This window comes from Acidibrevibacterium sp. (assembly GCF_049965395.1).
Taxonomy (GTDB): domain Bacteria; phylum Pseudomonadota; class Alphaproteobacteria; order Acetobacterales; family Acetobacteraceae; genus Acidibrevibacterium; species Acidibrevibacterium fodinaquatile.
Genome location: NZ_JBMFWJ010000003.1, coordinates 1 through 22,853, shown reverse-complemented (window position 1 = coordinate 22,853; position 22,853 = coordinate 1). Strand labels below are relative to the sequence as shown.

The following is a 22,853-nucleotide window of genomic DNA, read 5'->3' as shown; positions in this document are numbered from 1 at the left end:
CATGGACGCCGCTCCGGCTCGCGCCTGGCGTCGCGAGGGTGAAGCGCTGCTCCGCTTGCGCTTGATGCGGCCCAAGGCCAATATTCTTGATGCCTCGATGATCGCAGCACTCGATGCCGCGCTGACTGCGGGTTTGGATTCCGGCCCGACGCTCGCGGTCCTGATCGATGCCGAAGGGCCGCATTTCAGCTTCGGTGCCAGTGTCGAGGAGCATCTGCCGGCGCAGTGCGCCGCCATGCTGCGCGGGTTTCATGCGCTTTTGCTGCGCCTTCTCGCGTTGCCGGTGCCCGTTCTCTGCGTGGTGCGCGGGCAATGCCTCGGCGGTGGGCTCGAACTCGTACTCACCGCAAGCCGCATCTTCGCCGCCCCCGACGCGATGTTTGGCCAGCCGGAGATCAGGCTCGGCGTATTCGCGCCGGCGGCTTCCGCGCTTCTCCCCGAACGCATCGGCCGTCCGGCGGCGGAGGATATGCTGCTCTCCGGCCGCAGCCTCGGCGCCGCGGAAGCCCGGTCGATCGGGCTGATCCAGACGGTGAGCGAAGACCCCGCGGGGGAAGCGGAAGAATGGTTCGCCACCCATCTCGCCGACAAGAGCGCCGCCGCGCTCGCCCACGCGATGGCCGCGGCGCGCGCCGATCTCATCGCCCGGACGCGGGTGCGCCTGAGTGAACTCGAAGCGCTCTACCTCGATGGTCTGATGCGCACAGAGGACGCGCTGGTCGGGCTGCAGGCGTTTCTTGCAAAACGCACACCGCATTGGGAGCACCGGTAGACATGAGTACATCCACGGCCGAAATCATCGCCCGTTGCCAGGCGCTGTTTGACGACCTCAATTTCACCTATGCGCGGGAGTGGAAAGCGGCCGCGCCCGGGCGCATCGTCGTCGGCTACATGCCATTCTATGTGCCGCGCGAGCTGATCCACGCCGCCGGGGGGCTGCCGCTCGGGGTGCTTGGCGGCGGCGAACAGCTCGAGGTCATCCAGGGCGATGCCTATTACCAAAGTTATATCTGTCGTATCCCGCGCTCGACCATCGAGCTCGGGGTTACCAATCGGCTCGATTTCGTCGATGCGATGCTGTTTCCGTCGATCTGCGACGTGATTCGCAACCTCTCCGGCATGTGGAAAATCATGTTTCCCAATGTCCGGAGCCGCTATTTCGACGTGCCGCAGAATTACCGCGACGACGTTGGCGGGGAGTTCTACACCCATGAACTGCGCGAAGTGCGGGATATGCTGGCCGAAGCAAGTGGGTGGGCGGTGAGCGACGACGCAATCCGCGCCTCGATAGCTCTCTATAACGAAAACCGCGCGTTGGTACGCGAGGTCTATGCGTTTCGCGCGCGCCAGCCCTGGCAAGCCCCGTCGGCGGAGGTGTATCTTCTGATGCGCGCCGGCATGATCGTCGCGGTCGAGGAGCATAGCCGCATGCTGCGCGAATATTTGGCGGCGGCGGCGGCGGAAGCACGGCCGCGGCGGGATAATTCGCGCGTCGTCGTCACGGGCGCATTCTGTGAGCAGCCGCCGCTCAATCTGATCAAATCGATCGAGCTCGCGGGCTGCTATATCGTCGATGACGATTTTATGCTTGTCAATCGGTGGGAACGCTCTGATGTCGCCGAAGAGGGCGACCCGATCGCCAATCTCGCCCTCGCTTATCTACATAATTCGAGCGATACCTCAGCGAAATATGAACCAGACGAGGCAAAAAAGGGCCTCTATCTGGTGGAGGCGGTCAGGCGCACGCGGGCCGAGGGTGTGATCTTCGCATCGCCAAGCTTCTGCGATCCGGCGCTACTCGAGCGGCCGATGCTGCAACATGTTCTCGCCGCCCACGACATTCCCTTCATCGCGTTCAAATACGCAGAAAATTCCGGACAGATGCAGCCGATCCGCGAGCAGGCCGGCACGTTCTCTGATTCCATCAAGCTGTGGAGCAACCCATGACCAAAAGTGATGCGACCCAAGCGATCAAAGACAGCTCGATGTTGAAGCAGAAGGCAATGATCGCAGGGAATTACAGCAAGCTCGAAGGCGCCGTCGCCGAGGGCCAGAAGGTCGCCGCGACCTTCGTTCCCGGCAATCTCAACGAATTGATCATGTGCTTTGACATGCTCAACAATCTGCCGGAAATCAACGCGATCCAGAATGGCATGCGCAAGAAGACCGGCGGCTATATCATGGAAGCCGAGAAGCGCGGCCATTCCGAGGATGTCTGCACCTATGTCAAGGCCGATCTTGGCATGATCGCCAAGGGCAATATCGGGCCGGACGGCCAAAGGCTGCCCGCTCCCGATCTTCTGCTGCTTTCCTACACCGGCTGCTTTACCTTCATGAAATGGTTCGAGCTGCTGCGCGAGCAGTATAAATGCGAAACCGCGATGCTGCACGTGCCCTACCAGGGGGACGGGAAGGTCACGCCCAACATGGTCTCGTACGTCGTCAAGCAGCTCAAGGAAGAGGTGATTCCGAAGCTGGAGCGGGTGAGCGGCGTGAAATTCGACATCGATCGCTTGCGTGAGAATCTCGCGCGCTCGGCGCGCGCCGAAGAGGATCTGGTTTGGGTGCTGGAGTCGGCGAAAGCCAAGCCGTCGCCGATCGACGCCTATTTCGGTGGTGTCTATTATATCGGCCCGATCTTCACCGCTTTCCGCGGCTCAGAGGACGCGGTCGAGTATTATCGGTTGCTGCGTGCCGAAATCGAGGAACGGCTGGCGCGTGGTCAGGGGCCAGTGACGCCGGCCGGCGATATGACGAGCGAGCGCTACCGGCTGGTGGTGGAAGGGCCGCCGAACTGGACCAGTTTCCGTGATTTCTGGAAGATGTTCTATGAGGAAGGCGCGGTCGTCGTCGCCAGTACCTATAGCAAGGTCGGCGGCCTTTATGATCTCGGCTTCCGCCACGATCCCGATCGCCCGCTGGAAAGCCTGGCCGAATATTGTCTCGGCTGCTACACCAACCGCAATCTGCCGGCACGCATCGATCTCATCGAAAAATACATGGAAGAGTATCAAGCGGACGGTCTGTTGATCAACTCGATCAAGAGCTGCAACAGCTTCTCCGCCGGCCAGTTGCTGGTGCTACGCGAGATCGAGCGGCGGACGGGAAAGCCGGGGGCGTTCATCGAAAGCGATCTCGTCGATCCGCGCTATTTCTCGCCGGCGAACATCAAGAATCGACTCGAGAGCTATTTCCAGATGGTCGATCAACGGCGCGCCGGTGGCCGGTCCGCCGCACGCGCGGCGTGAGGGGAGATCTCGACATGCGTGCTTTCATCGGCATCGATCTCGGCTCTACCACCACCAAGGCGGTAGTACTCGACGAGAATATGGAGGTGCTCGGACGCGGGATCACCAATTCTCGCGCCAATTACGACACCGCTTGCAAGGTGGCGAAATACGAGGCGCTGCTTTCGGCCCGCTTCATGCTGTTGCAGCGCGGCCTCGCCGGCGTCGCCGCGGCCGAATCCAGGCTCGAGGATTTCCTCGGCTCATGGGAGCGCAGTTTTCGTCTTGGCGAATTCGTCGAACAGATCGAAGATCTCGAAGCGACATGCCTGGAAAAAGCCAAGGGACGACGGTTCGAGGGCCGTGAGGACGCCATCGCCGAGGCCATCCGTGAGATTTTCGTTGCCCTGCGCGCCGATGCTCCCGCGCTCTTTGCGCGCAACGCTCGCCGAAAATCCGATTTTTTCCGTGATCTCGCCGGCTCACGCTTCATGGCGGTTGGGCAGGAGACGGCAAAACTCGCCAACATTTCCTATGACTGGCTCCTGAATATCTATGACAAGGCGATCATCGAAGTGGAAAATCGCCCGCCGAGCGGCGACGTCACCGAGAAATTACGCCGCGCCTTCGTACGGCTGATCGAGATGTCGCCGGAGCTTGTCGACCTCGCGGGAAAACTCTCGGCCCCGGTGGGCGAGGCACTGGGGACCGAAATCGAAGAGGTTTCGGTTGTCGGCACCGGCTATGGCCGGGTGACGCTGCCATTTCCCAAGGAAAACATCCGCTCGGAAATTCTCTGCCATGGGCTTGGCGCGCATATGATGTATCCGAACACTCGAACCGTACTCGATATCGGGGGCCAAGACACCAAGGGCATTCAGGTCGACGAGCAGGGAATTGTCGAAAATTTCCAGATGAATGATCGCTGTGCCGCCGGCTGCGGGCGCTATCTCGGTTACATCGCCGATGAGATGAACATGGGTGTGCATGAACTCGGCCCGCTGGCGATGCAGGCGACGAGGAGCGTGCGCATCAATTCCACCTGCACGGTATTCGCCGGCGCCGAACTCCGTGACCGCTTGGCGCTCGGCGAAAAGCGCGAGGACATCATCGCCGGCCTGCACCGCGCCATCATCCTCCGGGCGATGTCGATCATTTCACGCTGCGGCGGGGTGCGCGATCAATTCACCTTCACCGGAGGGGTCGCTAAGAACGAAGCGGCGGTAAAGGAGTTGCGCAATCTGATCGTCGAAAACTATGGCGATGTCACGATCAATATCAACCCCGATTCGATCTATACCGGGGCGCTCGGCGCCGCCACCTTCGCGCGCCGCGCCATCAGCCAGTGACGGAGAGAGAAAATGACCATAACCGCAGGGATCGATGTCGGCACCGGCGCCATCAAAACCGTTATTCTCGAAAGCGATGGCAGCACGACACGCTGGCTTGCGAGGCGCGTCGATCGGGTGCGCCAGCGTGATCCGTTCCAGCTTGCAACAGAAGCCTATCACGCCGCACTCGAAGAGGTCGGGATGCGCCATGGCGATATCGATTATGTCGCGACCACCGGCGAGGGAGAATCGCTCAGCTTTCATACCGGGCATTTCTATTCTATGACCACCCATGGCCGGGGCGCGATTTTTCTCGACCCTGAAGCGCGCGGCGCCCTCGATGTCGGTGCACTGCACGGGCGCGCGATCCGTATCGATGGACGCGGCAAGGTACTGAGCTACAAGATGACCAGCCAATGCGCTTCCGGCTCCGGGCAGTTTCTGGAAAACATCTCGCGCTATCTCGGCATCGCCCAGGACGAGATTGGCGCGCTCTCGAAGCAAGGCGACAGCCCGGAGAAAGTGAGCGGCATTTGCGCTGTGCTTGCCGAGACCGACGTGATCAATATGGTTTCGCGTGGCATCACCGCCGCCAATATCCTGCGCGGCATCCATTCTTCGATGGCCGATCGCCTGGCAAAGCTGATCAAGACCATCGGCAGCGTCGACGGCGTGGTGTTGATGACCGGTGGCCTGGCGCACGACGAGGGGTTGGTCGCGGCCATGCAGGAGGCCATGCGACAGGAAAAGGTGCAGTGGCCGGTGCGCAATCATCCCGATTCGATCTATGCTGGCGCGATCGGGGCGGCGCTTTGGGGAGCGTTTCGCCACGAAAAGCTGGCCCGTGAGGAAGCTTTGGAGAAGGCCGCCTGAGCCGGCGGTATGAGGGAGACGATCATGGCCCTGCTGATCACCGAGAATTGCACCAGTTGCGATGCCTGTCGGCCGGTTTGCCCGAACGAGGCGATCGCAATGGCGGAGCCGATCTTTGTCATCGATCCGTTGCGCTGCACGGAATGCGTCGGCGCCGAAGACGAGCCGCAATGCCGGCTGGTCTGCCCGGCCGATTGCATCGAGGATAACCCTGATTTTCGCGAAGGACGCGAGGCCTTGCTCGCGAAATATCAGGCGTTGCACGCATGACGGGCGGTCGCGGACTAGGGCGGCAATCAGGTACGAAAATACCGGATAAATGAGCTCTCGGGAGGTGGCGCATGGAACGAGATCACATCGGAGAGATGAGCGAGGCCGCGTTCGAGCCGAATGACGGCGCCTCGCTTCCGCCGCGCGCGCTCGGCCAGAGCACGGTCTCGCTGGCGCTGATTGGCGCGGGTGGCGCCGGGGCGATGCGGGCGGGCGAGATCTTGCTCGATGTCGCGGCCAAAGCCGGCTTCTTCGGGCTGATGACGCGCGCCATGGGCCCGCAGATCCGCGGGGGTGAGGCAGCGGCATTGCTTCGCATAGCGACTGCGCCGGTCTCCTCCCCGGACGATCATTTGGACCTTCTGGTTGCTTTGGATTGGGCGAATTTCAGCCGGTTCGCGGCGGAATTGCCGCTGGCAGCGACGAGCCTTGTGATCTGCGATCCGGGCGAGGGCGAGGTGCCGACGGCGATAAGGGAAAGCGGCGCGCATAGTGTCGCACTCGCGATGAAAAAGCTCGCGGGCGCGGTGCCAGGGGGGCGGGCCAACATGGTTGCGCTCGGCGCGGTCGCCGCATTGATTGGTCTGCCCGAGGCGCTGGTCACCGACGTTCTGGCGCGGCAACTCGGCCGCAAGGGCGAGAAAGTGCTGGCGGCCAGCGCCGGCGCCTTGGCGCTCGGCGTGAACGCCGCGGCCAGCCTGCCGCCGCTGCGCCTTGCCGCGCCGCCGGTGGTGACGGGTGCGCGCTGGAATATCAGTGGCAATCAGGCGACCGGCCTTGGCGCGCTCAAGGGCGGCGTCGGCTTCGTGGCCGCCTATCCGATCACCCCGGCGACCGAGGTGCTGGAATGGATGGCGCCGGCGCTGGCCAAAACCGGCGGGATGCTGGTTCAGGCGGAGGACGAGCTCGCCGCCATCAACATGGTGATCGGCGCATCCTTCGCCGGCACGCCGGCGCTGACCGCGACCTCCGGCCCGGGGCTTTCGCTGATGATCGAGGCGCTCGGTCTCGCCGTCGCCTCGGAGACGCCGCTCGTCGTCGTCGATGTCATGCGGGGCGGGCCGTCCACCGGCATTCCCACCAAATCCGAGCAAAGCGATCTCGATATCGCGGTGCATGGCCTGCACGGCGATGCACCGCACCTGGTGTTGGCCCCGAACAGCATCGGTGACTGCGCCGTCACGACGCAATGGGCGGTGGCGCTCGCGGAAACCTTGCAGACCGTGGCGATCGTGCTCTCGGATCAGGCGTTGGGCCAATCGCGCGCCGTCATCGCGCCGCCGCCGGCGCCGCCAACCCTCCCCGGCCGGCTGATCGCGGCGCCGACGGAGGAGGCGGGCTATCAACGCTACGCCTTGACCGCGAGCGGGGTCTCGCCGATGGCGATCCCCGGCACGCCCGGCGCGCGCTATGTCGCGGACGGGCTGGAACACAACGTGCGCGGCGCGCCTTCGGCGCAGGCCAGCGATCATTATGCCCAGCTCGATAAGCGGGCGCGCAAGCTGGAGAGCTTCGATTATGGCGAGGCTTGGGCGGATCGCGAGGGCGAGGGGGAGATCGCGCTCCTCACCTGGGGATCGGCGACCGGCCCGGCGCGCGAGGCCGTGCTGCGGGCGCGGGACGCGGGCATCGCGGTGCGGCTGATCTCGCTCCGTCTCCTGCTCCCAGCTCGGCCGGTGCTGCTCGCGGCGGCACTCGACGGGGTGCGGCGGGTGCTCGTCATCGAACAGAGCCATGGCCGGCAATTCCACAAATTCCTTCGTGCGAACTACGATCTGCCGGCCGAGGTCGCGGTGATCAGCCGTCCCGGGCCGCTGCCCATCCGCCCTGCCGACATCCTCGCCCGTCTCGCCACGTGGGAGTGACGCTCATGCCCGACATCCCGGTTTTGACCGCACAAGACTTCAAGTCCGACATCAAGCCGATCTGGTGCCCGGGCTGCGGCGATTATTCGGTGCTGACGGCGCTCGCCAAGGCCTGCGCCGAACTCGGCCGCCCGCGCGAGGGCATCGCGCTGATTTCCGGCATCGGCTGCTCCTCGCGCCTTCCCGCCTATACCAGCGTCTACGGCTTTCACGGCGTGCATGGCCGGGCGTTGGCGCTTGCCGCCGGGGTCAAGCTCGCGCGGCCCGATCTCACAGTGATCGCCGCCGGTGGGGACGGCGATGGCCTCTCGATCGGCGGCAATCATTTCCTGCATGCCTGCCGGCGCAATGTCGATATGACCTATATCCTGATGGACAATCAGGTCTATGGCATGACCAAGGGCCAGGCCTCGCCGACTACCGCGCCCGATTGGTGCGAAAGCAAGCTGACGCCGGCGGGCACCGGCATTGCGCCGGTCGCGCCGCTGCTGCTCGCGCTTGCCGCCGGGGTCAATTTCTTCGCCCGCGGTTTTGCCGGTAATCCCAATGAGCTGGCGCGCCTGATCACCGCCGGCATCACCCATCCCGGATTTTCGGTGATCCACGTGCTGAGCCCCTGCATCACCTTCCGCGCCGAGCAGCGCGCCTGGAAACAGGCGGTTCACGCCCTCGATGACGCACCGGCAACCGACCCGGCGGCCGCGATGATGCGCTATGCCGGCGACGATGGCTTCACCACCGGCATCCTCTATGCCGGCAGCAATTCCCCTTTCATGCCGGAGCGCCGGCGCGCGATGGCGGCCGCCGATTTCGAAGCCGGCTTCGTCGTGGAACGCCAAGCCGCGGGCTGACGGCCGAGAACGCGCGACGGCTCGCCGCCGGAAAAAGGCGTCAAGGATCAGGCGCGCGCTTTTTCGTATCCTCACATCCTCCTTCGCGATCTGAACGCGCTTTCAATGGCGTCGGATGTTTCAAAATAAAGTGAGGCATGCGCCGAAGGTTAACGAAGGTTGACAAGCCGCAGGCAAAACGTTTAGCCTGATTGAGATGGAAGAAAGAAAGTACAATAGGTCACCACAATTAAATAATAATATCTATTATCTACATGCGTTGCTCTCTGGCCCGGTTTCGGCGTGGGATAAGGCGCTTGATCGTTGTGCCGGCATGGGCTTTGGGCAGGTTATACTGCCGCCCCTGGTTGCGCCGGGAAGCGGCGGCCATCTGTTTCTGGCCGGCGACATGGACCGGCCGCATCCGGCTTGTGGCTGGCACGGGGATGCAACGGCGCTGATCGCCCATCTGGCCGGCTTGTGTCGGGCGCGCGGCGTTCTGGCCCACGTCGATCTGGTGCTCGATCAGGTCGCGGCGGATGGTGCCTTGCGGCATGCCCATGCCGATCTTTTCGAAGCCGCAGATGGCTCCGCCGGCCTTGATCCGCGCATCCCCCGCGCCCGATTTGGCGCCGTAGGTGCGCTCTGGGAGAGGCCGGACGCCGCCGCCGCTTTGACCGAACTCTGGATCACGCGGCTGCGCGATTGGGCGGCAGCGGGGCTTGGCGGGGTGCGGCTGATCGGGCTTGGCGCCGTGCCGGGGGGGCATCTCGCCGCACTGATCGCGGGCGTGCGGCGATATGCGCCGGATTTTCGTTTCCTGGGCTGGACACCGGGCGTGCCGTGGACGCGCTACGCCGCATGGCGCGGTGCTGGGCTTGATCTTGTGTTCTGCTCGCTGCCATGGTGGAATTTTCGTGATGGCTGGCTCTGGAACGAAATCGCGGCGTTGCGCGATGTTGCACCGCTCGCGGCGGCGCCAGAGGTGCCTTGCGGCCAGCGCCTCGCGACGCAATGGCAAAACCCGCTGCTGCTTCGAGCCTTTTATCTCCGCGCCCTGCGCCTTGCTGCGGTGCTGGGCGCCGGCTGGCTCCTGCCGATGGGGTTCGAATACGCCGCCCGCCGCGCCCTGCCCGATGCCGATCCCCGTCCCGATGATTTCGCCGCCATGTGCGACGACGCCCCCTTCGATCTCACCGCTGACATCGCGGCGCTCAATGCGTCGCGCGGCGAGATCGCCGGTCTCGACGCGGGGGAGACGCAGCTGCTGACCGGGCCGGGCGGGGACGCCATCGCGCTGCTTCGAGGTGGCGCTCAGGCGGCGGCGACGCTTGCACTTCTCAATACCCGCCTCGACGCGACAAACACGCTGCGTTGTGCTGATTTTCTGCCCGTCGCGCGCGTGCCGCTCGCGGGCCTGCACGCCGGGGATGCCGTCCTCGGTCCGCAAGACGAAATTTCCCTCGCCCCGGCCGAGCTTCGCCTCCTGCCAACGCTGCCGGCGGATTGGGTGCGGCTCCCGGCCATGGCGAGCGAGAAAAGCGCCGTCGCCGCTGCCGCCGCGCCCCGCATCGCCATCGAAGCGATCAGCCCGCGCATTCCCGATGGGGAAAACTACGCCGCGCGCCGCATCGTCGGCGAAACGGTGACGGTCTCGGCCGATCTGATCTGCGATGGCCATGGCGAATTGGCCGCGGTGCTGCGTTGGCGCGCGGCCGATGCCGAGCGGTGGCAGGAAGTGCCGATGCGGCCGCTCGGCAATGATCGCTGGGCCGCCGAATTTCCACTCGCCCGCTTGGGTCGTCACGAATTTACGATCGAGGCGTGGTGCGACACGTTCGCGACGTTTCGCGCCGAACTTGGCAAAAAACATGCGGCCGGCCTCGATCTCTCTCTCGAACTGGTCGAGGGGCGCGATCTGATCGCTGCTGCAGCGAAACGATGCAAGGGCGATCTCGCGGCGTCACTCCAGGCGGTGCGCGAGCGGCTAAAGCGTGCCGAGGCGCCGGAACGCGGCTATCAGATTTTGCTCGAGGAAGCGACGGCAGACCTGATGCGCCGTGCTGACGATCGCCCGTTCCGTGTTCGCGTCTCCCCGCCGCTCGCGCTCGATGCCGAGCGCGCGGCTGCGGGATTTGCCAGTTGGTATGAAATTTTTCCCCGCTCGATGAGCGATGATCCCAAGCGGCACGGAACGTTCGATGACGTCATCCGGCACTTGCCGCGCATCAGCGCCATGGGCTTTGACGTGCTTTATCTGCCACCGATCCATCCGATCGGAAAAACCAACCGCAAAGGCCGCAACAACGCGGTGATCGCGAGCGCGGATGATCCCGGCAGCCCCTATGCGATCGGCGCCGAGAGCGGCGGGCATGACGCGATCCACCCCGAACTCGGAACGTTCGAGGATTTCCGCCGCCTGCGCGATGCCGCCGCAGCGTGCGGCATAGAGATCGCGCTCGATTTCGCGATCCAGTGCTCACCCGATCATCCCTGGCTTCGTGCGCATCGCGGCTGGTTCGCCTGGCGGCCGGACGGCTCGCTGCGCTATGCGGAAAATCCGCCAAAGAAATACGAAGACATCGTCAATGTCGATTTCTACGCGGCCGATGCGGTTCCGTCGCTCTGGCTTGCGCTGCGCGACGTCGTGCGGTTCTGGGTGTCTCAGGGCGTGCGGCTATTTCGCGTCGATAACCCGCACACCAAGCCGCTCCCGTTCTGGGAGTGGCTGATCGCCGATATCCGTCGCGACGACCCCGGCGTCGTGTTCCTCGCGGAAGCCTTTACCCGGCCGAAGATGATGTACCGGCTGGCGAAGGCCGGTTTTTCCCAGTCCTATACCTATTTCACCTGGCGGAACACCAAGCAAGAACTGCAAGCCTACTTCACTGAACTCACGACCACGCCGGTGCGCGAGTATTTCCGCCCGCACCTCTTCGTCAACACCCCGGATATCAACCCGTTTTTTTTGCAAAATGGCGGGCGTGCCGGCTTTCTCATCCGCGCGGCGCTGGCGGCGACGCTTTCCGGGCTTTGGGGGGTCTATTGCGGGTTTGAGCTCTGTGAGGCGGCGGCGCTGCCGGGGCGGGAGGAATACCACGATTCCGAGAAATATCAGATCCGTGCCTGGGATTGGGAGCGGCCGGGCAATATCGTTGCCGAGATCGCCCAACTCAATCGGATCCGCGCCGATAATCCGGCGCTCCGAACGCATCTTGGTGTTGCGTTCCACACCGCGACCAATGACAGCGTGCTATTTTACCGCAAAGCCAGTGCCGACCGTCGCAATGTTCTCGTTGTCGCGGTCAGCCTCGATCCGCACACCGTGCAGGAAGCCGATGTCGAAATTCCGCTCTGGGAGTGGGGGCTGGCAGATGGCGACCCGATCGGCGCCGAAAATCTTATGACCGGAGAAAACATCATCCTTCGCGGCAAATGGCAGCGTCTGCGGCTCGATCCATCGGGCCTCCCCTTTCTCATCTGGCGGTTGGCACCGCTGTCATGACCGAAACAAGGGAGATGCACATGGCAGGCCGACGCCCCCTCACGCCGACCGCGGATCCGCTCTGGTACAAAGACGCCGTGATCTATCAGGTGCATGTCAAATCGTTTTTCGATGCCAATAACGACGGGATCGGGGATTTCTCGGGGCTCTCACAAAAGCTTGCCTATATCAAGAAACTCGGGGTAACTGCGATCTGGTTGTTGCCGTTCTATCCGTCGCCGCTCCGTGATGACGGCTATGACATCGCCGAGTATTGCGGCGTCAACCCGGATTATGGCACGCTCGCCGATGTCCGGCGCTTCATCCGGGCGGCGCATGAACTCGGCCTCAAGGTCATCACCGAACTCGTCATCAACCACACCTCCGATCAGCATCCCTGGTTCCAGCGCGCGCGCCAGGCGAAACCCGGCAGCAATGCACGGAAATTCTACGTCTGGTCGGACAACGACCAGCGCTATGCCGGCACACGCATCATCTTTCTCGACACCGAAAAGTCGAACTGGGCCTGGGATCCGGTAGCCAACGCGTACTTCTGGCACCGCTTCTACTCCCATCAGCCAGATCTCAATTACGACAATCCGGCGGTGCTGCGTGCTGTCCTCAGCGTGATGCGGTTTTGGTTGGATCTCGGTGTCGATGGGCTGCGGCTCGATGCCGCGCCCTATCTCGTCGAAAGGGAAGGAACCAACAACGAAAATTTACCGGAGACCCATGCGGTGCTTCGTAAGATCCGCGCCGCACTCGACGAGTACGCACCGGGAAAGGTTCTCCTTGCCGAGGCCAACCAATGGCCGGAGGACGTGCAGGAGTATTTCGGCGCCGGTGATGAATGTCACATGGCGTATCATTTTCCTTTGATGCCGCGCATGTACATGGCGGTGGCGCGCGAAGACCGCTTTCCGATTACTGATATCCTCCGCCAGACGCCAGAAATTCCCGACAACTGCCAATGGGCGATTTTTCTGCGCAACCATGACGAGCTGACGCTCGAGATGGTGACCGATCAGGAGCGTGATTATCTCTGGGAGATTTATGCGAGTGATCGCCGCGCTCGGCTCAATCTCGGTATTCGCCGCCGTCTCGCGCCCCTGATGGAGCATGACCGGCGCCGCATCGAACTGATGAACAGTTTGCTACTCTCGATGCCCGGCACGCCGATCATCTATTATGGCGACGAAATCGGCATGGGTGATAATCTTCACCTCGGCGACCGCAACGGTGTGCGCACGCCGATGCAGTGGTCACCCGATCGCAATGGCGGGTTTTCGCGCGCCAATCCCGCTGACCTGGTGTTGCCGCCGATCATGGATCCGATCTATGGCTATGACGCGGTGAATGTCGAGGCGCAATCGAGTGACCCGCATTCCTTGCTCAACTGGATGAGCCGCATGATTGCGGTGCGTGGCCGCTTCCGCGCCTTCGGCCGCGGCAGCCAGCGCCTGCTTTATCCCGGCAACCGCAAAATCCTCGCCTTTCTCCGCGAATATCAGGACGCGGAGGCAGAAGAGATCGTGCTTTGCGTCAGCAACTTCTCGCGCACGGCACAGGCGGTCGAGCTTGCGTTGGGCGAATTCGTCGGCCGTGTGCCAGTCGACATGATCGGGGGTTCGGTCTTTCCGCCGATCGGCCAATTACCCTATCTGCTGACTTTGCCACCCTATGGGTTTCTGTGGTTTTCGCTCAGCCTCGAGGCGGCGCTGCCGCCTTGGCATACGCCGGCGCCACAACCGCTGGCGGAATTCGTCACCCTCGTCATTCGCCGCGAGATCGCGGAAGTCTTGGCACCACCCAACCGCGCCGTGTTGGAGCGCGACATTTTTCCCACCTATCTGCAAAAGCGCCGCTGGTTCGCCGCAAAGGACGTGGCGCTGCGTGGCTGCCATATCGGCTTCGCGGCCCCCCTCGTGAGCGGCGCCGATGCTGTTTTACTCGCCAAATTGGATATTGCGCTGCCGACGGGGCAAGAACACTATCTGCTGCCGCTCGGCGTTGCCTGGCCGGGCGAGACCGCAGAGGCGTTGCCAGAGCAACTCGGCATCGCCCGTCTCAGACGTGGCCACCGCGTCGGCATGTTGACCGATGGTTTCGCCCTCGATGGGCTGGTGGACGCGGTTTTGGCCAAGCTTCGTGATGGCGCCGAGATCTCGCTTGGCGATGCCGGCGTCATCCGCTTTCTGCCCAGCCCGCGGCTCGCCGAGAGCGGCCTTGCGCCGGCGGTGAGCGAGATTCGCCGCCTGGCCGTCGAGCAGACCAATTCGTCGCTGGTGATCGACAATAGCGCGGTATTGAAATTGATCCGGCGAATAAGCCCAGGCGTTCATCCGGAAGCGGAAATGACGCGCTATCTGACCGAACGCCACTACCGCAATTGCGCCGCCCTGCTCGGCGAGGTGGTGTGGCGCGATAGCGCTGGAACCTCCTCCACCCTGATGCTTCTGCAATCCTTCATTCGCAACCAAGGTGATGGCTGGATCTGGACACTCGATTTTCTTGCTCGCGTGGTGGATGAGCTTGCCGTGAGTGATGTGGACGAGGCGGCGGTCGCGGATGCATTCGCACCCTATCTCCTCTTTGTCGGCATTCTCGGCCAACGCTTGGCTGAGCTTCATGCCGTGCTGGCGGCGCCGAGCGATGATCCGGCCTTTGCCCCCGAGCCCGCCGATGGGGGGCTGACGCGGGCATGGGCGACGTCAGCCGCGGCGGAGATCGACGGCGCCGTTGCCAGCCTCGGCGCGATCACCGATTGGCCTGACCCGGCGATGCAGGCGCGGGCCGCCGAAGTGGTGGCGCGGGCCCCTGACTTGCGCCGCGCGGTGACGCGGCTGGCCGAGCATGGGCAGGGGTCGCTTTCGACGCGCGTGCATGGCGATTTCCATCTCGGTCAGGTGCTGACAGCCAAAGACGATGTCTATCTGATCGATTTCGAGGGAGAGCCGGCGCGTCCGCTCGCCGAACGGCGCGGGAAATCTTCGCCGCTCCGCGACGTCGCCGGGCTGCTCCGTTCGCTCGACTATGCGGCCGCCGCTGCCAATCAGGGCTTGGTCGGACAATCCGACGCGGTTCTGGCGCGGCGCGAAGATTTGCTCGAAGAGTTTCGTCTCAAAGCCAAGGCGGCATTCTTGGAAGCCTATGACGCGGCGCACGCGCGGGCGCCGCGGCGTTGGACGCGGCCGGAGCAGGGGCCGTCGCTTTTGATGCTGTTCCTCATTGAAAAAGCCGCTTACGAAATCCGCTACGAGGCCAGTAATCGGCCATCATGGCTTCCTATTCCGCTGCGTGGGCTTGCCGAACTCGCGTCCCGGCTGGCGGAGGGGGAGTCTCGTGATGTCTGATCTCGCGCCCGATCCGACGGAGATGGAAGCGTTGGCGGCGGGGCGGCATCGTGACCCATTCGCGGTCCTTGGCCCGCATCCCGCGGGCGTCGGGCAAGTGGTGGTGCGGAGTTTTCAGCCTCGCGCCGTGCGGGTGGAGGCGATCGATCGTCATGCCGGCCATCTCCTCGCTGAACTCGAACGCGTGCATCCGGCCGGGCTGTTCGCCGGCTTGCTGCCTGCCGAGACGCCGTATCTGCTGCGGGTCGATGATGGGCGGATGCGATGGGAGACCGAGGATGTCTATGCGTTCGGCCTGGTGCTCGGCGATTTCGACCTCCATCTCCTCGCCGAGGGCCGCCATCACGATCTCGGGCGCTGCCTCGGCGCCCATGTGACCCGGCATGAGGGCATCGCTGGGGTCCGCTTCGCGGTCTGGGCGCCGAATGCGCAGCGTGTCTCGGTGGTCGGCGCGTTCAATGACTGGGATGGCTGCTGTCATCCGATGCGGCTTCGCCATGGCGCTGGCGTCTGGGAACTATTCATCCCGCGCCTTGCGCCGGGAACCCTCTACAAATACGAAATCCTCGGGCCGCATGGCGAAGTGCTGCCGCTGAAGGCCGATCCGGTGGCGGCGGCGACCGAGCTTCCACCGGCGACCGCGTCCGTCGTTGCGGCGCCCGACTGGACGGGCTGGCGGGATGCCGAGTGGATGGCGGGTCGGGCGGCGCGCCAGACCGCGGCGTCGCCGCTGACGATCTATGAAGTCCATGCCCTCTCTTGGATCCGCGCCGAGGAGCCGGGGCGCTGCGGCTGGGAAATTCTCGCCGCGCGGCTGATCCCCTATGCCGTGGCGATGGGATTCACCCATCTCGAATTGATGCCAGTGATGGAGCATCCTTTTGCCGGCTCCTGGGGCTATCAGCCACTGGGGCAATTCGCGCCGACGGCGCGGCTCGGCCCGCCGGAGGCATTCGCGCGTTTCGTCGATGCCTGCCATCAGGCCGGGCTAGGCGTGATTCTCGACTGGGTGCCGGCGCATTTTCCCAATGATGCGCACGGCCTGATCCGTTTCGACGGCACCCCGCTCTATGAGCACGCCGACCCGCGCGAAGGATTTCACCCCGATTGGAACACGATGATCTATAATCTCGGCCGCAACGAGGTGCGCGGCTTTCTGATCGGTAGCGCGCTCTCGTGGCTCGATCGTTATCACGCCGATGGCCTGCGCGTCGATGCCGTCGCCGCCATGCTGTATCGCGATTATAGTCGGCGCGCCGGTGAGTGGATACCCAACCGTTATGGCGGGCGGGAAAATCTCGAAGCGATCGACTTTCTGCGCGAACTCAGCGCCACCATCGCCGCGCGTTGCCCGGGCGCCCTGTTGATTGCCGAGGAATCGACCGCCTGGCCCGGCGTCACCGCGGCGCCGGCCGATGGCGGGCTCGGCTTTGACTTCAAATGGAACATGGGCTGGATGCATGACACGCTGCGCTACATGCACGAGGATCCGATCCATCGCCGCTATCACCATGATGACATGACCTTTGGCATGGTCTACGCTTTTTCCGAGCGCTTCGTCCTGCCGCTGTCGCATGACGAAGTGGTCTATGGCAAAGGCTCACTGCTCGGCCGCATGCCCGGCGATCGCTGGCAGCGTTTTGCCAATCTCCGCGCCTATTTCGCTTTCATGTGGGGCCATCCCGGCAAGAAGCTGCTGTTCATGGGCGGCGAGATCGGCCAGGAGAGCGAATGGAACCATGACGCGTCGGTCGAATGGGAGCGGCTTGACGATCCCGTGCATCGCGGTGTGCAGAGTTTGGTGCGCGATCTCAACCATCTGCTCGCCGCGACCCCGGCGCTTTACCGGCGCGATGCCGACGCGCAAGGTTTCCGCTGGGTCGTGATCGATGATCACGCGCAAAGCGTCTTTGCTTGGCTCCGCTTTGCTGACCCCGACGATCCGCCGCTGCTCGTCGTCTGCAATTTCACGCCGGTGCCGCGCGCGGCCTATCGGCTCGGTGTGCCGCGGGGCGGGGTTTGGCGCGAGGTTTTGAATACCGACGCCAAGAGCTATGGCGGCAGCGGCATGGGCAATGGCGGGCAGGTGAGCGCGGAGGAAGCGCCGTCTCATGGCCTGCCGGCAGCGCTCACGCTCACCCTGCCGCCGCTCGCGACACTCATGCTCCGCCCCGATTGAGAAGAGCGAGGCCAACGCGATGCCCGTCCGCCCCGATAAACTCCTGCCCGGTCGCCCCGATCCGCTCGGCGCCACATGGGATGGGCTTGGCATCAATTTCGCGGTGTTTTCCGCCCATGCCGAAGCCATCGATCTCTGCCTTTTCGAGGCCTCTGGCAAGCGCGAGATCGCGCGTTATCGTCTGCCCGAATGCACCGACGAAGTCTGGCACGGCTATCTGCCGGAAGCGATGCCGGGCTGTGTTTACGGCTACCGCGCTCATGGCCCCTATGCGCCGCGCCATGGCCACCGTTTCAATGCCCAGAAATTGTTGCTCGACCCTTACGCCCGCGCGCTGATCGGCGATCTGCGTTGGACCGATGCCCTCTATGGCTATCGCATCGGCAGCCAGCGCGCCGACCTCTCCTTCGATCGCCGCGACAGCGCCGTCGCCATGCCGAAAGCCGTCGTCATCACCCATGCTTTTGATTGGGGCGATGATCGCCGGCCAGAGATCCCATGGTCGGATACCGTCATCTACGAAGCCCATCTGCGCGGCTTGACCATGCGCCGCACGGATCTGCTGCCGCCGGATCGCGGAACCTTCACCGCCCTTGCGGACGGGCGGGTCATCGACCATCTGCGCCGGCTCGGCATCACCGCGATCGAGCTGATGCCGGTTCACGCCTTCGCTCAGGATCGGTTTCTGGTCGAGGCCGGTCTCAGCAATTATTGGGGCTATTCGACACTCGCCTTCTTCGCACCCGAGCCGCGCTATCTCGGTGCCGGTGCCGCCGACAGTCTGCGGATCGCGGTACGCCGGCTGCATGCCGCCGGGATCGAAGTCATTCTCGATGTCGTCTACAATCATACCGCGGAGGGCAATCAGCTCGGCCCGACCCTGTCGTGGCGCGGGCTCGACAATGCCAGCTACTATCGGCTGGTGCCGGGAAACGAACGGCACTACATCGACGAGACCGGTTGCGGCAATACGCTCAATCTTTCGCATCCGCGTGTTTTGCAGATGGTGATGGATAGTCTGCGCCACTGGGCGAGCGCATTCCGGATCGATGGCTTCCGCTTCGACCTCGGCGTGACGCTCGGCCGCGAGGGCACCGGTTTCGATCCCGGCTCGGGGTTCTTCGATGCGATCCGACAGGATCCGATGCTATCGCGCCTCAAATTGATCGCCGAGCCCTGGGATGTCGGTCCTGGTGGCTATCAGCTCGGCAATTTTCCGCCCGGTTTTGCCGAGTGGAACGACCGTTTCCGCGATACTGCGCGGCGCTTCTGGCGTGGCGATAACGGCCAGCGGGCGGAACTATCGGCGCGGCTTTCGGGATCGAGTGATGTCTTCGAGCGCCGCCGGCGCCGCCCTTCCGCTTCGATCAACTATATCGCGTCGCATGACGGTTTCACGCTGCACGATCTCGTCAGCTACAATGAACGCCACAACGAGGCGAACGGCGAAAGCAATCACGACGGCCACGACGCCAATTACAGCCATAATTGGGGCGCCGAGGGGCCGAGCGACGACCCCGAGATCATGGCGATGCGAGAGCGCATAAAGCGCGCCATGCTGGCGACGGTGTTTTTCGCGCACGGCACGCCGATGCTGCGCGCCGGTGACGAGATGGCCGGCACACAACGGGGCAATAATAACGCTTATTGTCAAGACAACGAAATTTCCTGGATCGACTGGCCGGCCGCAAGCGGCGGGCCGGCCCAGAGCCTGATCGATTTCACCGCTCGCCTGATCGCCGCGCGACGATCCCTGCCGATCGTGCGCGGCGCCTATTTCATGCATGGCCAGATCGAGCCGCTGCCCGGAATCGCCGATATCGCCTGGTTCGATGAACATGGCGAAGCCATGAGTGACGCCGCCTGGAACGATCCGATCGGCCGGCGCCTCGTTTTGCGCCGGGCCGGGCCCGCGGCCGCTGACAAAGGCGGCGTCGATGTCGTGATGCTGCTGATCAACGGCTCCGAGGATGATCACGACTTCATCCTGCCGTCGCCGGCGCTGCCCTGGCATCTGCTCATCGATAGTGCGCGGCCGGAGCGTCTGAGCGGTGTCGTGGATGGAACGACGATCCCTGTCGCGCAGCGCAGCCTCATCGTGCTCGGGGCGAACATCCCCGCAGCCGCCGCCAGCAGGGAACATAAGACATGAGCGCGACTTTTTCGCATCTGCTGCCCTTCGGCGCCAATCTTCGCGCCGACGGCCGTGTTCATTTTCGCCTCTGGGCGCCTTCGGCCGCGAGCGTCACCCTGGAGGTCGAAGGGATGGCGCCGGTTGCCATGCGGCGCGAGGCGGACGGCTATGTCAGCGCCAAGCTCCGCTGCGCGGCCGGAAGCCGCTATCGCTACCGCCTGCCCGATGGGCGTGCCGTGCCTGACCCCGCCGCCCGCGCCCAGGCCGAGAGCGTGCATGGGCCGAGCCTCGTCGTTGATCCCCATGCCTATGTCTGGCGCCATCCGAGCTGGCGTGGGCGACCCTGGCATGAGACGGTGCTCTACGAGCTGCATCCCGGCCTGCTCGGCGGGTTTCGCGGCGTCATGGCGCAACTGCCGCGTTTGCAGGCGCTCGGGGTGACCGCCGTCGAATTGATGCCCGTCGCGTGCTGCCCCGGGCGATGGAACTGGGGCTATGACGGCGTGCTGCCCTTCGCGCCCGACCCCGGCCTTGGCACCCCGGAGGAGCTGAAGGCATTGGTCGATGCCGCGCATGGGCTCGGCCTGATGATGTTTCTCGATGTCGTCTATAATCATTTCGGACCAGACGGAAACCATCTGCACGCCTATGCCGCGCCGTTCTTCCGCACCGACGCGACCACCCCCTGGGGCGAGGCGATCGATTTCGGCCAGCCGGCGGTGCGGGATTTCTTCCTGCACAATGCGCTCTACTGGCTGAACGAATATCGCTTCGATGGGTTGCGCTTCGACGCCGTCCACGCGATCGAGCCACAAGCGGCGCTGCCGGCGCTCGCGGCGGCGATCCGCCGCGGTGTCGATGTCGGCCGGCATGTCCATTTGGTGGTCGAGAACGACGACAACCGCGCGAACCTGCTCCGTCACGACGCCGCGAAGCACGAGACCCCGTTATTCGACGCGCAATGGAATGATGATTGGCACCATTGTTTGCACCGGCTGCTGACCGGCGAAACCAGTGGTTATTACGCCGATTACACCGATCCGGCGGAAAAGCTCGCCCGTTGTCTTGCCGAGGGGTTTGCCTGGCAAGGCGAGGCGTCCGCCTATCGTGACGGCGCCGCCCGCGGCGAGCCGAGCCGGCATCTGCCGCCGAGCGCCTTCGTCGGCTTCCTGCAAAACCATGACCAGACCGGCAATCGCGCCTTCGGCGAACGGCTCAGCCGTCTCTCCTCCCCCGCCGCCCGCGATGCCGCGCGTCTCTTGCTGCTGCTTGCGCCGCACGTGCCGCTTCTGTTCATGGGTGAGGAATGGGACGCGACCACGCCGTTCCTCTATTTCACCGACCATGAACCGGCGCTGGCGGAGCGGGTGCGCAACGGCCGCCGGCAGGAATTCGCGCGCTTCTCGGTCTTTGCCGATCCCGCCGCGCGGGCTCGCATTCCCGACCCCAACGATCCCGCGACGTTTCGCGCCGCCATCCCCGACCCGGTGGAGGCGGGCAGCCCCGATGGCCGCGCCGCCATCGCTTGGACGCGGCATTTGCTGGCTCTGCGCGCACGCGACATCGTTCCCGGCCTCGTCGGCTGCCGCAGCCTCGGCGCCGAGGCGGTGGGGCCCGGCGCGGTGCGGGCGGCGTGGCGGCTGGGCGATGGCCGCGAACTCGGGATCGCCGTTAATTTCGCCGCGACGCCTGCGCCACTCAGCCGCTTCGCTGGCGCCACCCTCGCGGCCTCGCGGCCAGGGGTCGCCGAACGCGTGCGGCATGGGGAGATACCGCCATATGCCGGCGCCGCTTTCCTCAGCCTTAGGTAAACTGGTGCGGCGCGCGGCGAGACTGCCGCTGGCAACGCTGCGTTTGCAATGCCATCGCGGCTTCCCCCTCACTGAGGCCGCGCGCGTGGTTCCCTATGCCGCGCGCCTCGGCGTGAGCCATCTTTATCTGTCGCCGCTGTTTACCGCGCGCCCGGGCTCGACGCATGGCTATGACGTCATCGATCCTAATCGGGTCAACCCTGAACTCGGCGGTGAAGCGGCGCTGCGCCAACTCGTTGCGGCACTGCGGGCGAACGGGATGGGGCTGATCCTCGATATCGTCCCCAACCACATGGCGGTTGGCGGCGGCTGGGGCGGCGGCGGCAACGCGTGGTGGCAGGATGTGCTCGAATGGGGGCGGGCGAGCCCTTACGCGGCCTTTTTCGACATCGACTGGCAGCCCCCGGCGCACTATCTGCGCGGCAAGGTGCTGGCGCCGTTCCTCGGCCGCCCCTATGCCCAATGTCTGGCCGAAGGTGACATCCGATTAGCGTTCGATGCCGAGGAAGGCCGGCTTGTCGCGACCTATTTCGAGCACGCTTTCCCGCTTGCGCCCCGCGACTATCCGGCCGTGCTCGGTGAGGACGATGCAGCCTTGGCGGCGATCGTCCGGCCGCTCGCCGCTATCGCCTCGTCTCGCCGTTTCATGACCACGGCCCGCAATGTGGCGACGGTGACGCGCCAGCGTCTACGCGATCCCGCCCTCGCCGCGGCGATCGCGCGGGCGCTGGCGCCGTTCGATACCAGGCATCCGGCGGGACAGGCGCGGCTACACCGCCTGCTCGCGCGGCAGGTCTATCGGCTCGCCTGGTGGCGCGCCGCCGATGACATCAATTGGCGCCGTTTTTTTGACATCACCGGCCTCGCCGGGCTTTGCGTCGAACGGCCTGCCGTGTTCGAGGCGACCCATGCGGGTGTGCTCCGCCTCTACGCCGCAGGGCTGATCGATGGCGTGCGGATCGATCATATCGACGGGCTCGCCGATCCCGCCGGCTATCTCCGGCGCCTCCGCCGCCGTCTTGCCGAAGCCGGCAAGCAGCGTCCGGCGGCCGCACCCCCCGGCCCGGCCGGGATCTGGGTGGAAAAAATTCTCGCCCCCGGTGAGACGCTCCCATCCCGCTGGGAGACGCTCGGGACCACGGGCTATGATTTCATGGACCAGGTCGGGGCGGTGCTGCACGACCCTTCCGGTGCCGCGGCACTGACGCGGATTTGGCGCCGAGCCACGGGGAGCGCCGCGGCGTTCGCCGCCGAGGCGGGTGCCGCGCGCCGGCAGGTTCTTTGCGAGATCCTGCCAGCCGAGATGGCAGCGGCGGCGGCGGCCCTCCAGGAGAGCCTGCGCGATGACCCTGCCGGCGGTGATGATGGATTGGCGTCCGTGCGCCGGGTTCTCACGGCCTTGGTGGCCGCGTTTCCGGTCTATCGCGTCTATGCGCGGGTGGGTTGTGCGAGTGATGCGGATCGGGCCATCCTCGCGCGTGCCGCCGACGCGGCGC

General features: G+C 64.5%; 14 protein-coding genes. All 14 read left to right on the top strand.

Features of this window, described 5'->3' with window-relative positions:
- The first annotated feature begins 1 nt into the window (after nucleotide 1).
- Nucleotides 2-772, top strand: a complete 771-nt coding sequence (locus ACP5M5_RS01845) for a cyclohexa-1,5-dienecarbonyl-CoA hydratase (RefSeq protein WP_427935140.1) — start codon at nucleotides 2-4, stop codon at nucleotides 770-772.
- A gap of 2 nt (nucleotides 773-774) precedes the next feature.
- Nucleotides 775-1,947 carry a benzoyl-CoA reductase subunit C gene (gene bcrC, locus ACP5M5_RS01840; protein ID WP_427935139.1) on the top strand — a complete coding sequence of 391 codons (1,173 nt, stop codon included), beginning with the start codon at nucleotides 775-777 and terminating at the stop codon, nucleotides 1,945-1,947.
- Nucleotides 1,944-3,248, top strand: a complete 1,305-nt coding sequence (gene bcrB, locus ACP5M5_RS01835) for a benzoyl-CoA reductase subunit B (RefSeq protein WP_427935138.1) — start codon at nucleotides 1,944-1,946, stop codon at nucleotides 3,246-3,248. The genes bcrC and bcrB overlap by 4 nt, the downstream gene beginning before the upstream one ends.
- 14 nt (nucleotides 3,249-3,262) lie before the next feature.
- Nucleotides 3,263-4,576: a benzoyl-CoA reductase subunit A gene (gene bcrA, locus ACP5M5_RS01830; RefSeq protein WP_427935137.1), complete on the top strand. Its 1,314-nt coding sequence runs from the start codon at nucleotides 3,263-3,265 to the stop codon at nucleotides 4,574-4,576.
- A 12-nt stretch (nucleotides 4,577-4,588) separates the two neighbouring features.
- Complete coding sequence (gene bcrD / locus ACP5M5_RS01825; protein ID WP_427935136.1) at nucleotides 4,589-5,431, top strand: benzoyl-CoA reductase subunit D; 843 nt, start codon at nucleotides 4,589-4,591, stop codon at nucleotides 5,429-5,431.
- Nucleotides 5,432-5,455: 24 nt separating this feature from the next.
- Nucleotides 5,456-5,701, top strand: a complete 246-nt coding sequence (locus tag ACP5M5_RS01820; protein WP_427935135.1) for a YfhL family 4Fe-4S dicluster ferredoxin — start codon at nucleotides 5,456-5,458, stop codon at nucleotides 5,699-5,701.
- Between the two features lie 71 nt (nucleotides 5,702-5,772).
- Nucleotides 5,773-7,566 carry a 2-oxoacid:acceptor oxidoreductase subunit alpha gene (locus tag ACP5M5_RS01815; protein WP_427935134.1) on the top strand — a complete coding sequence of 598 codons (1,794 nt, stop codon included), beginning with the start codon at nucleotides 5,773-5,775 and terminating at the stop codon, nucleotides 7,564-7,566.
- 5 nt (nucleotides 7,567-7,571) lie between these two features.
- The gene (locus ACP5M5_RS01810; RefSeq protein WP_427935133.1) at nucleotides 7,572-8,417 is read left to right on the top strand and encodes a thiamine pyrophosphate-dependent enzyme; all 846 of its coding nucleotides are present in this window, start codon (nucleotides 7,572-7,574) and stop codon (nucleotides 8,415-8,417) included.
- Nucleotides 8,418-8,730: 313 nt separating this feature from the next.
- Nucleotides 8,731-11,901, top strand: coding sequence for an alpha-1,4-glucan--maltose-1-phosphate maltosyltransferase (locus ACP5M5_RS01805; RefSeq protein WP_427935131.1), 3,171 nt, complete (start codon nucleotides 8,731-8,733; stop codon nucleotides 11,899-11,901).
- A gap of 20 nt (nucleotides 11,902-11,921) precedes the next feature.
- Complete coding sequence (gene treS / locus ACP5M5_RS01800; RefSeq protein ID WP_427935130.1) at nucleotides 11,922-15,233, top strand: maltose alpha-D-glucosyltransferase; 3,312 nt, start codon at nucleotides 11,922-11,924, stop codon at nucleotides 15,231-15,233.
- Nucleotides 15,226-17,412 (top strand): 1,4-alpha-glucan branching protein GlgB, encoded by a 2,187-nt coding sequence (glgB, locus tag ACP5M5_RS01795; protein ID WP_427935129.1) that lies wholly within the window; start codon nucleotides 15,226-15,228, stop codon nucleotides 17,410-17,412. Before treS ends, glgB begins: the two co-directional genes overlap by 8 nt.
- A gap of 19 nt (nucleotides 17,413-17,431) precedes the next feature.
- Nucleotides 17,432-19,564 carry a glycogen debranching protein GlgX gene (glgX, locus tag ACP5M5_RS01790; RefSeq protein WP_427935128.1) on the top strand — a complete coding sequence of 711 codons (2,133 nt, stop codon included), beginning with the start codon at nucleotides 17,432-17,434 and terminating at the stop codon, nucleotides 19,562-19,564.
- Nucleotides 19,561-21,357, top strand: coding sequence for a malto-oligosyltrehalose trehalohydrolase (gene treZ / locus ACP5M5_RS01785; protein WP_427935127.1), 1,797 nt, complete (start codon nucleotides 19,561-19,563; stop codon nucleotides 21,355-21,357). Before glgX ends, treZ begins: the two co-directional genes overlap by 4 nt.
- Nucleotides 21,326-22,853 (top strand): malto-oligosyltrehalose synthase (gene treY / locus ACP5M5_RS01780; protein ID WP_427935126.1); only part of this gene is annotated, 1,528 nt, incomplete at its 3' end. The genes treZ and treY, both read left to right, overlap by 32 nt.

Bases quoted from the DNA above. Each gene is read 5' to 3' on its own strand.
- glgB (WP_427935129.1), top strand. From the start codon at position 15,226: ATGTCTGATCTCGCGCCCGATCCGACGGAGATGGAAGCGTTGGCGGCG.
- ACP5M5_RS01810 (WP_427935133.1), top strand. From the start codon at position 7,572: ATGCCCGACATCCCGGTTTTGACCGCACAAGACTTCAAGTCCGACATC.
- treS (WP_427935130.1), top strand. From the start codon at position 11,922: ATGGCAGGCCGACGCCCCCTCACGCCGACCGCGGATCCGCTCTGGTAC.
- ACP5M5_RS01820 (WP_427935135.1), top strand. From the start codon at position 5,456: ATGGCCCTGCTGATCACCGAGAATTGCACCAGTTGCGATGCCTGTCGG.
- bcrA (WP_427935137.1), top strand. From the start codon at position 3,263: ATGCGTGCTTTCATCGGCATCGATCTCGGCTCTACCACCACCAAGGCG.
- glgX (WP_427935128.1), top strand. From the start codon at position 17,432: ATGCCCGTCCGCCCCGATAAACTCCTGCCCGGTCGCCCCGATCCGCTC.
- ACP5M5_RS01805 (WP_427935131.1), top strand. From the start codon at position 8,731: ATGGGCTTTGGGCAGGTTATACTGCCGCCCCTGGTTGCGCCGGGAAGC.
- bcrC (WP_427935139.1), top strand. From the start codon at position 775: ATGAGTACATCCACGGCCGAAATCATCGCCCGTTGCCAGGCGCTGTTT.
- ACP5M5_RS01845 (WP_427935140.1), top strand. From the start codon at position 2: ATGGACGCCGCTCCGGCTCGCGCCTGGCGTCGCGAGGGTGAAGCGCTG.
- bcrB (WP_427935138.1), top strand. From the start codon at position 1,944: ATGACCAAAAGTGATGCGACCCAAGCGATCAAAGACAGCTCGATGTTG.
- treZ (WP_427935127.1), top strand. From the start codon at position 19,561: ATGAGCGCGACTTTTTCGCATCTGCTGCCCTTCGGCGCCAATCTTCGC.
- ACP5M5_RS01815 (WP_427935134.1), top strand. From the start codon at position 5,773: ATGGAACGAGATCACATCGGAGAGATGAGCGAGGCCGCGTTCGAGCCG.
- bcrD (WP_427935136.1), top strand. From the start codon at position 4,589: ATGACCATAACCGCAGGGATCGATGTCGGCACCGGCGCCATCAAAACC.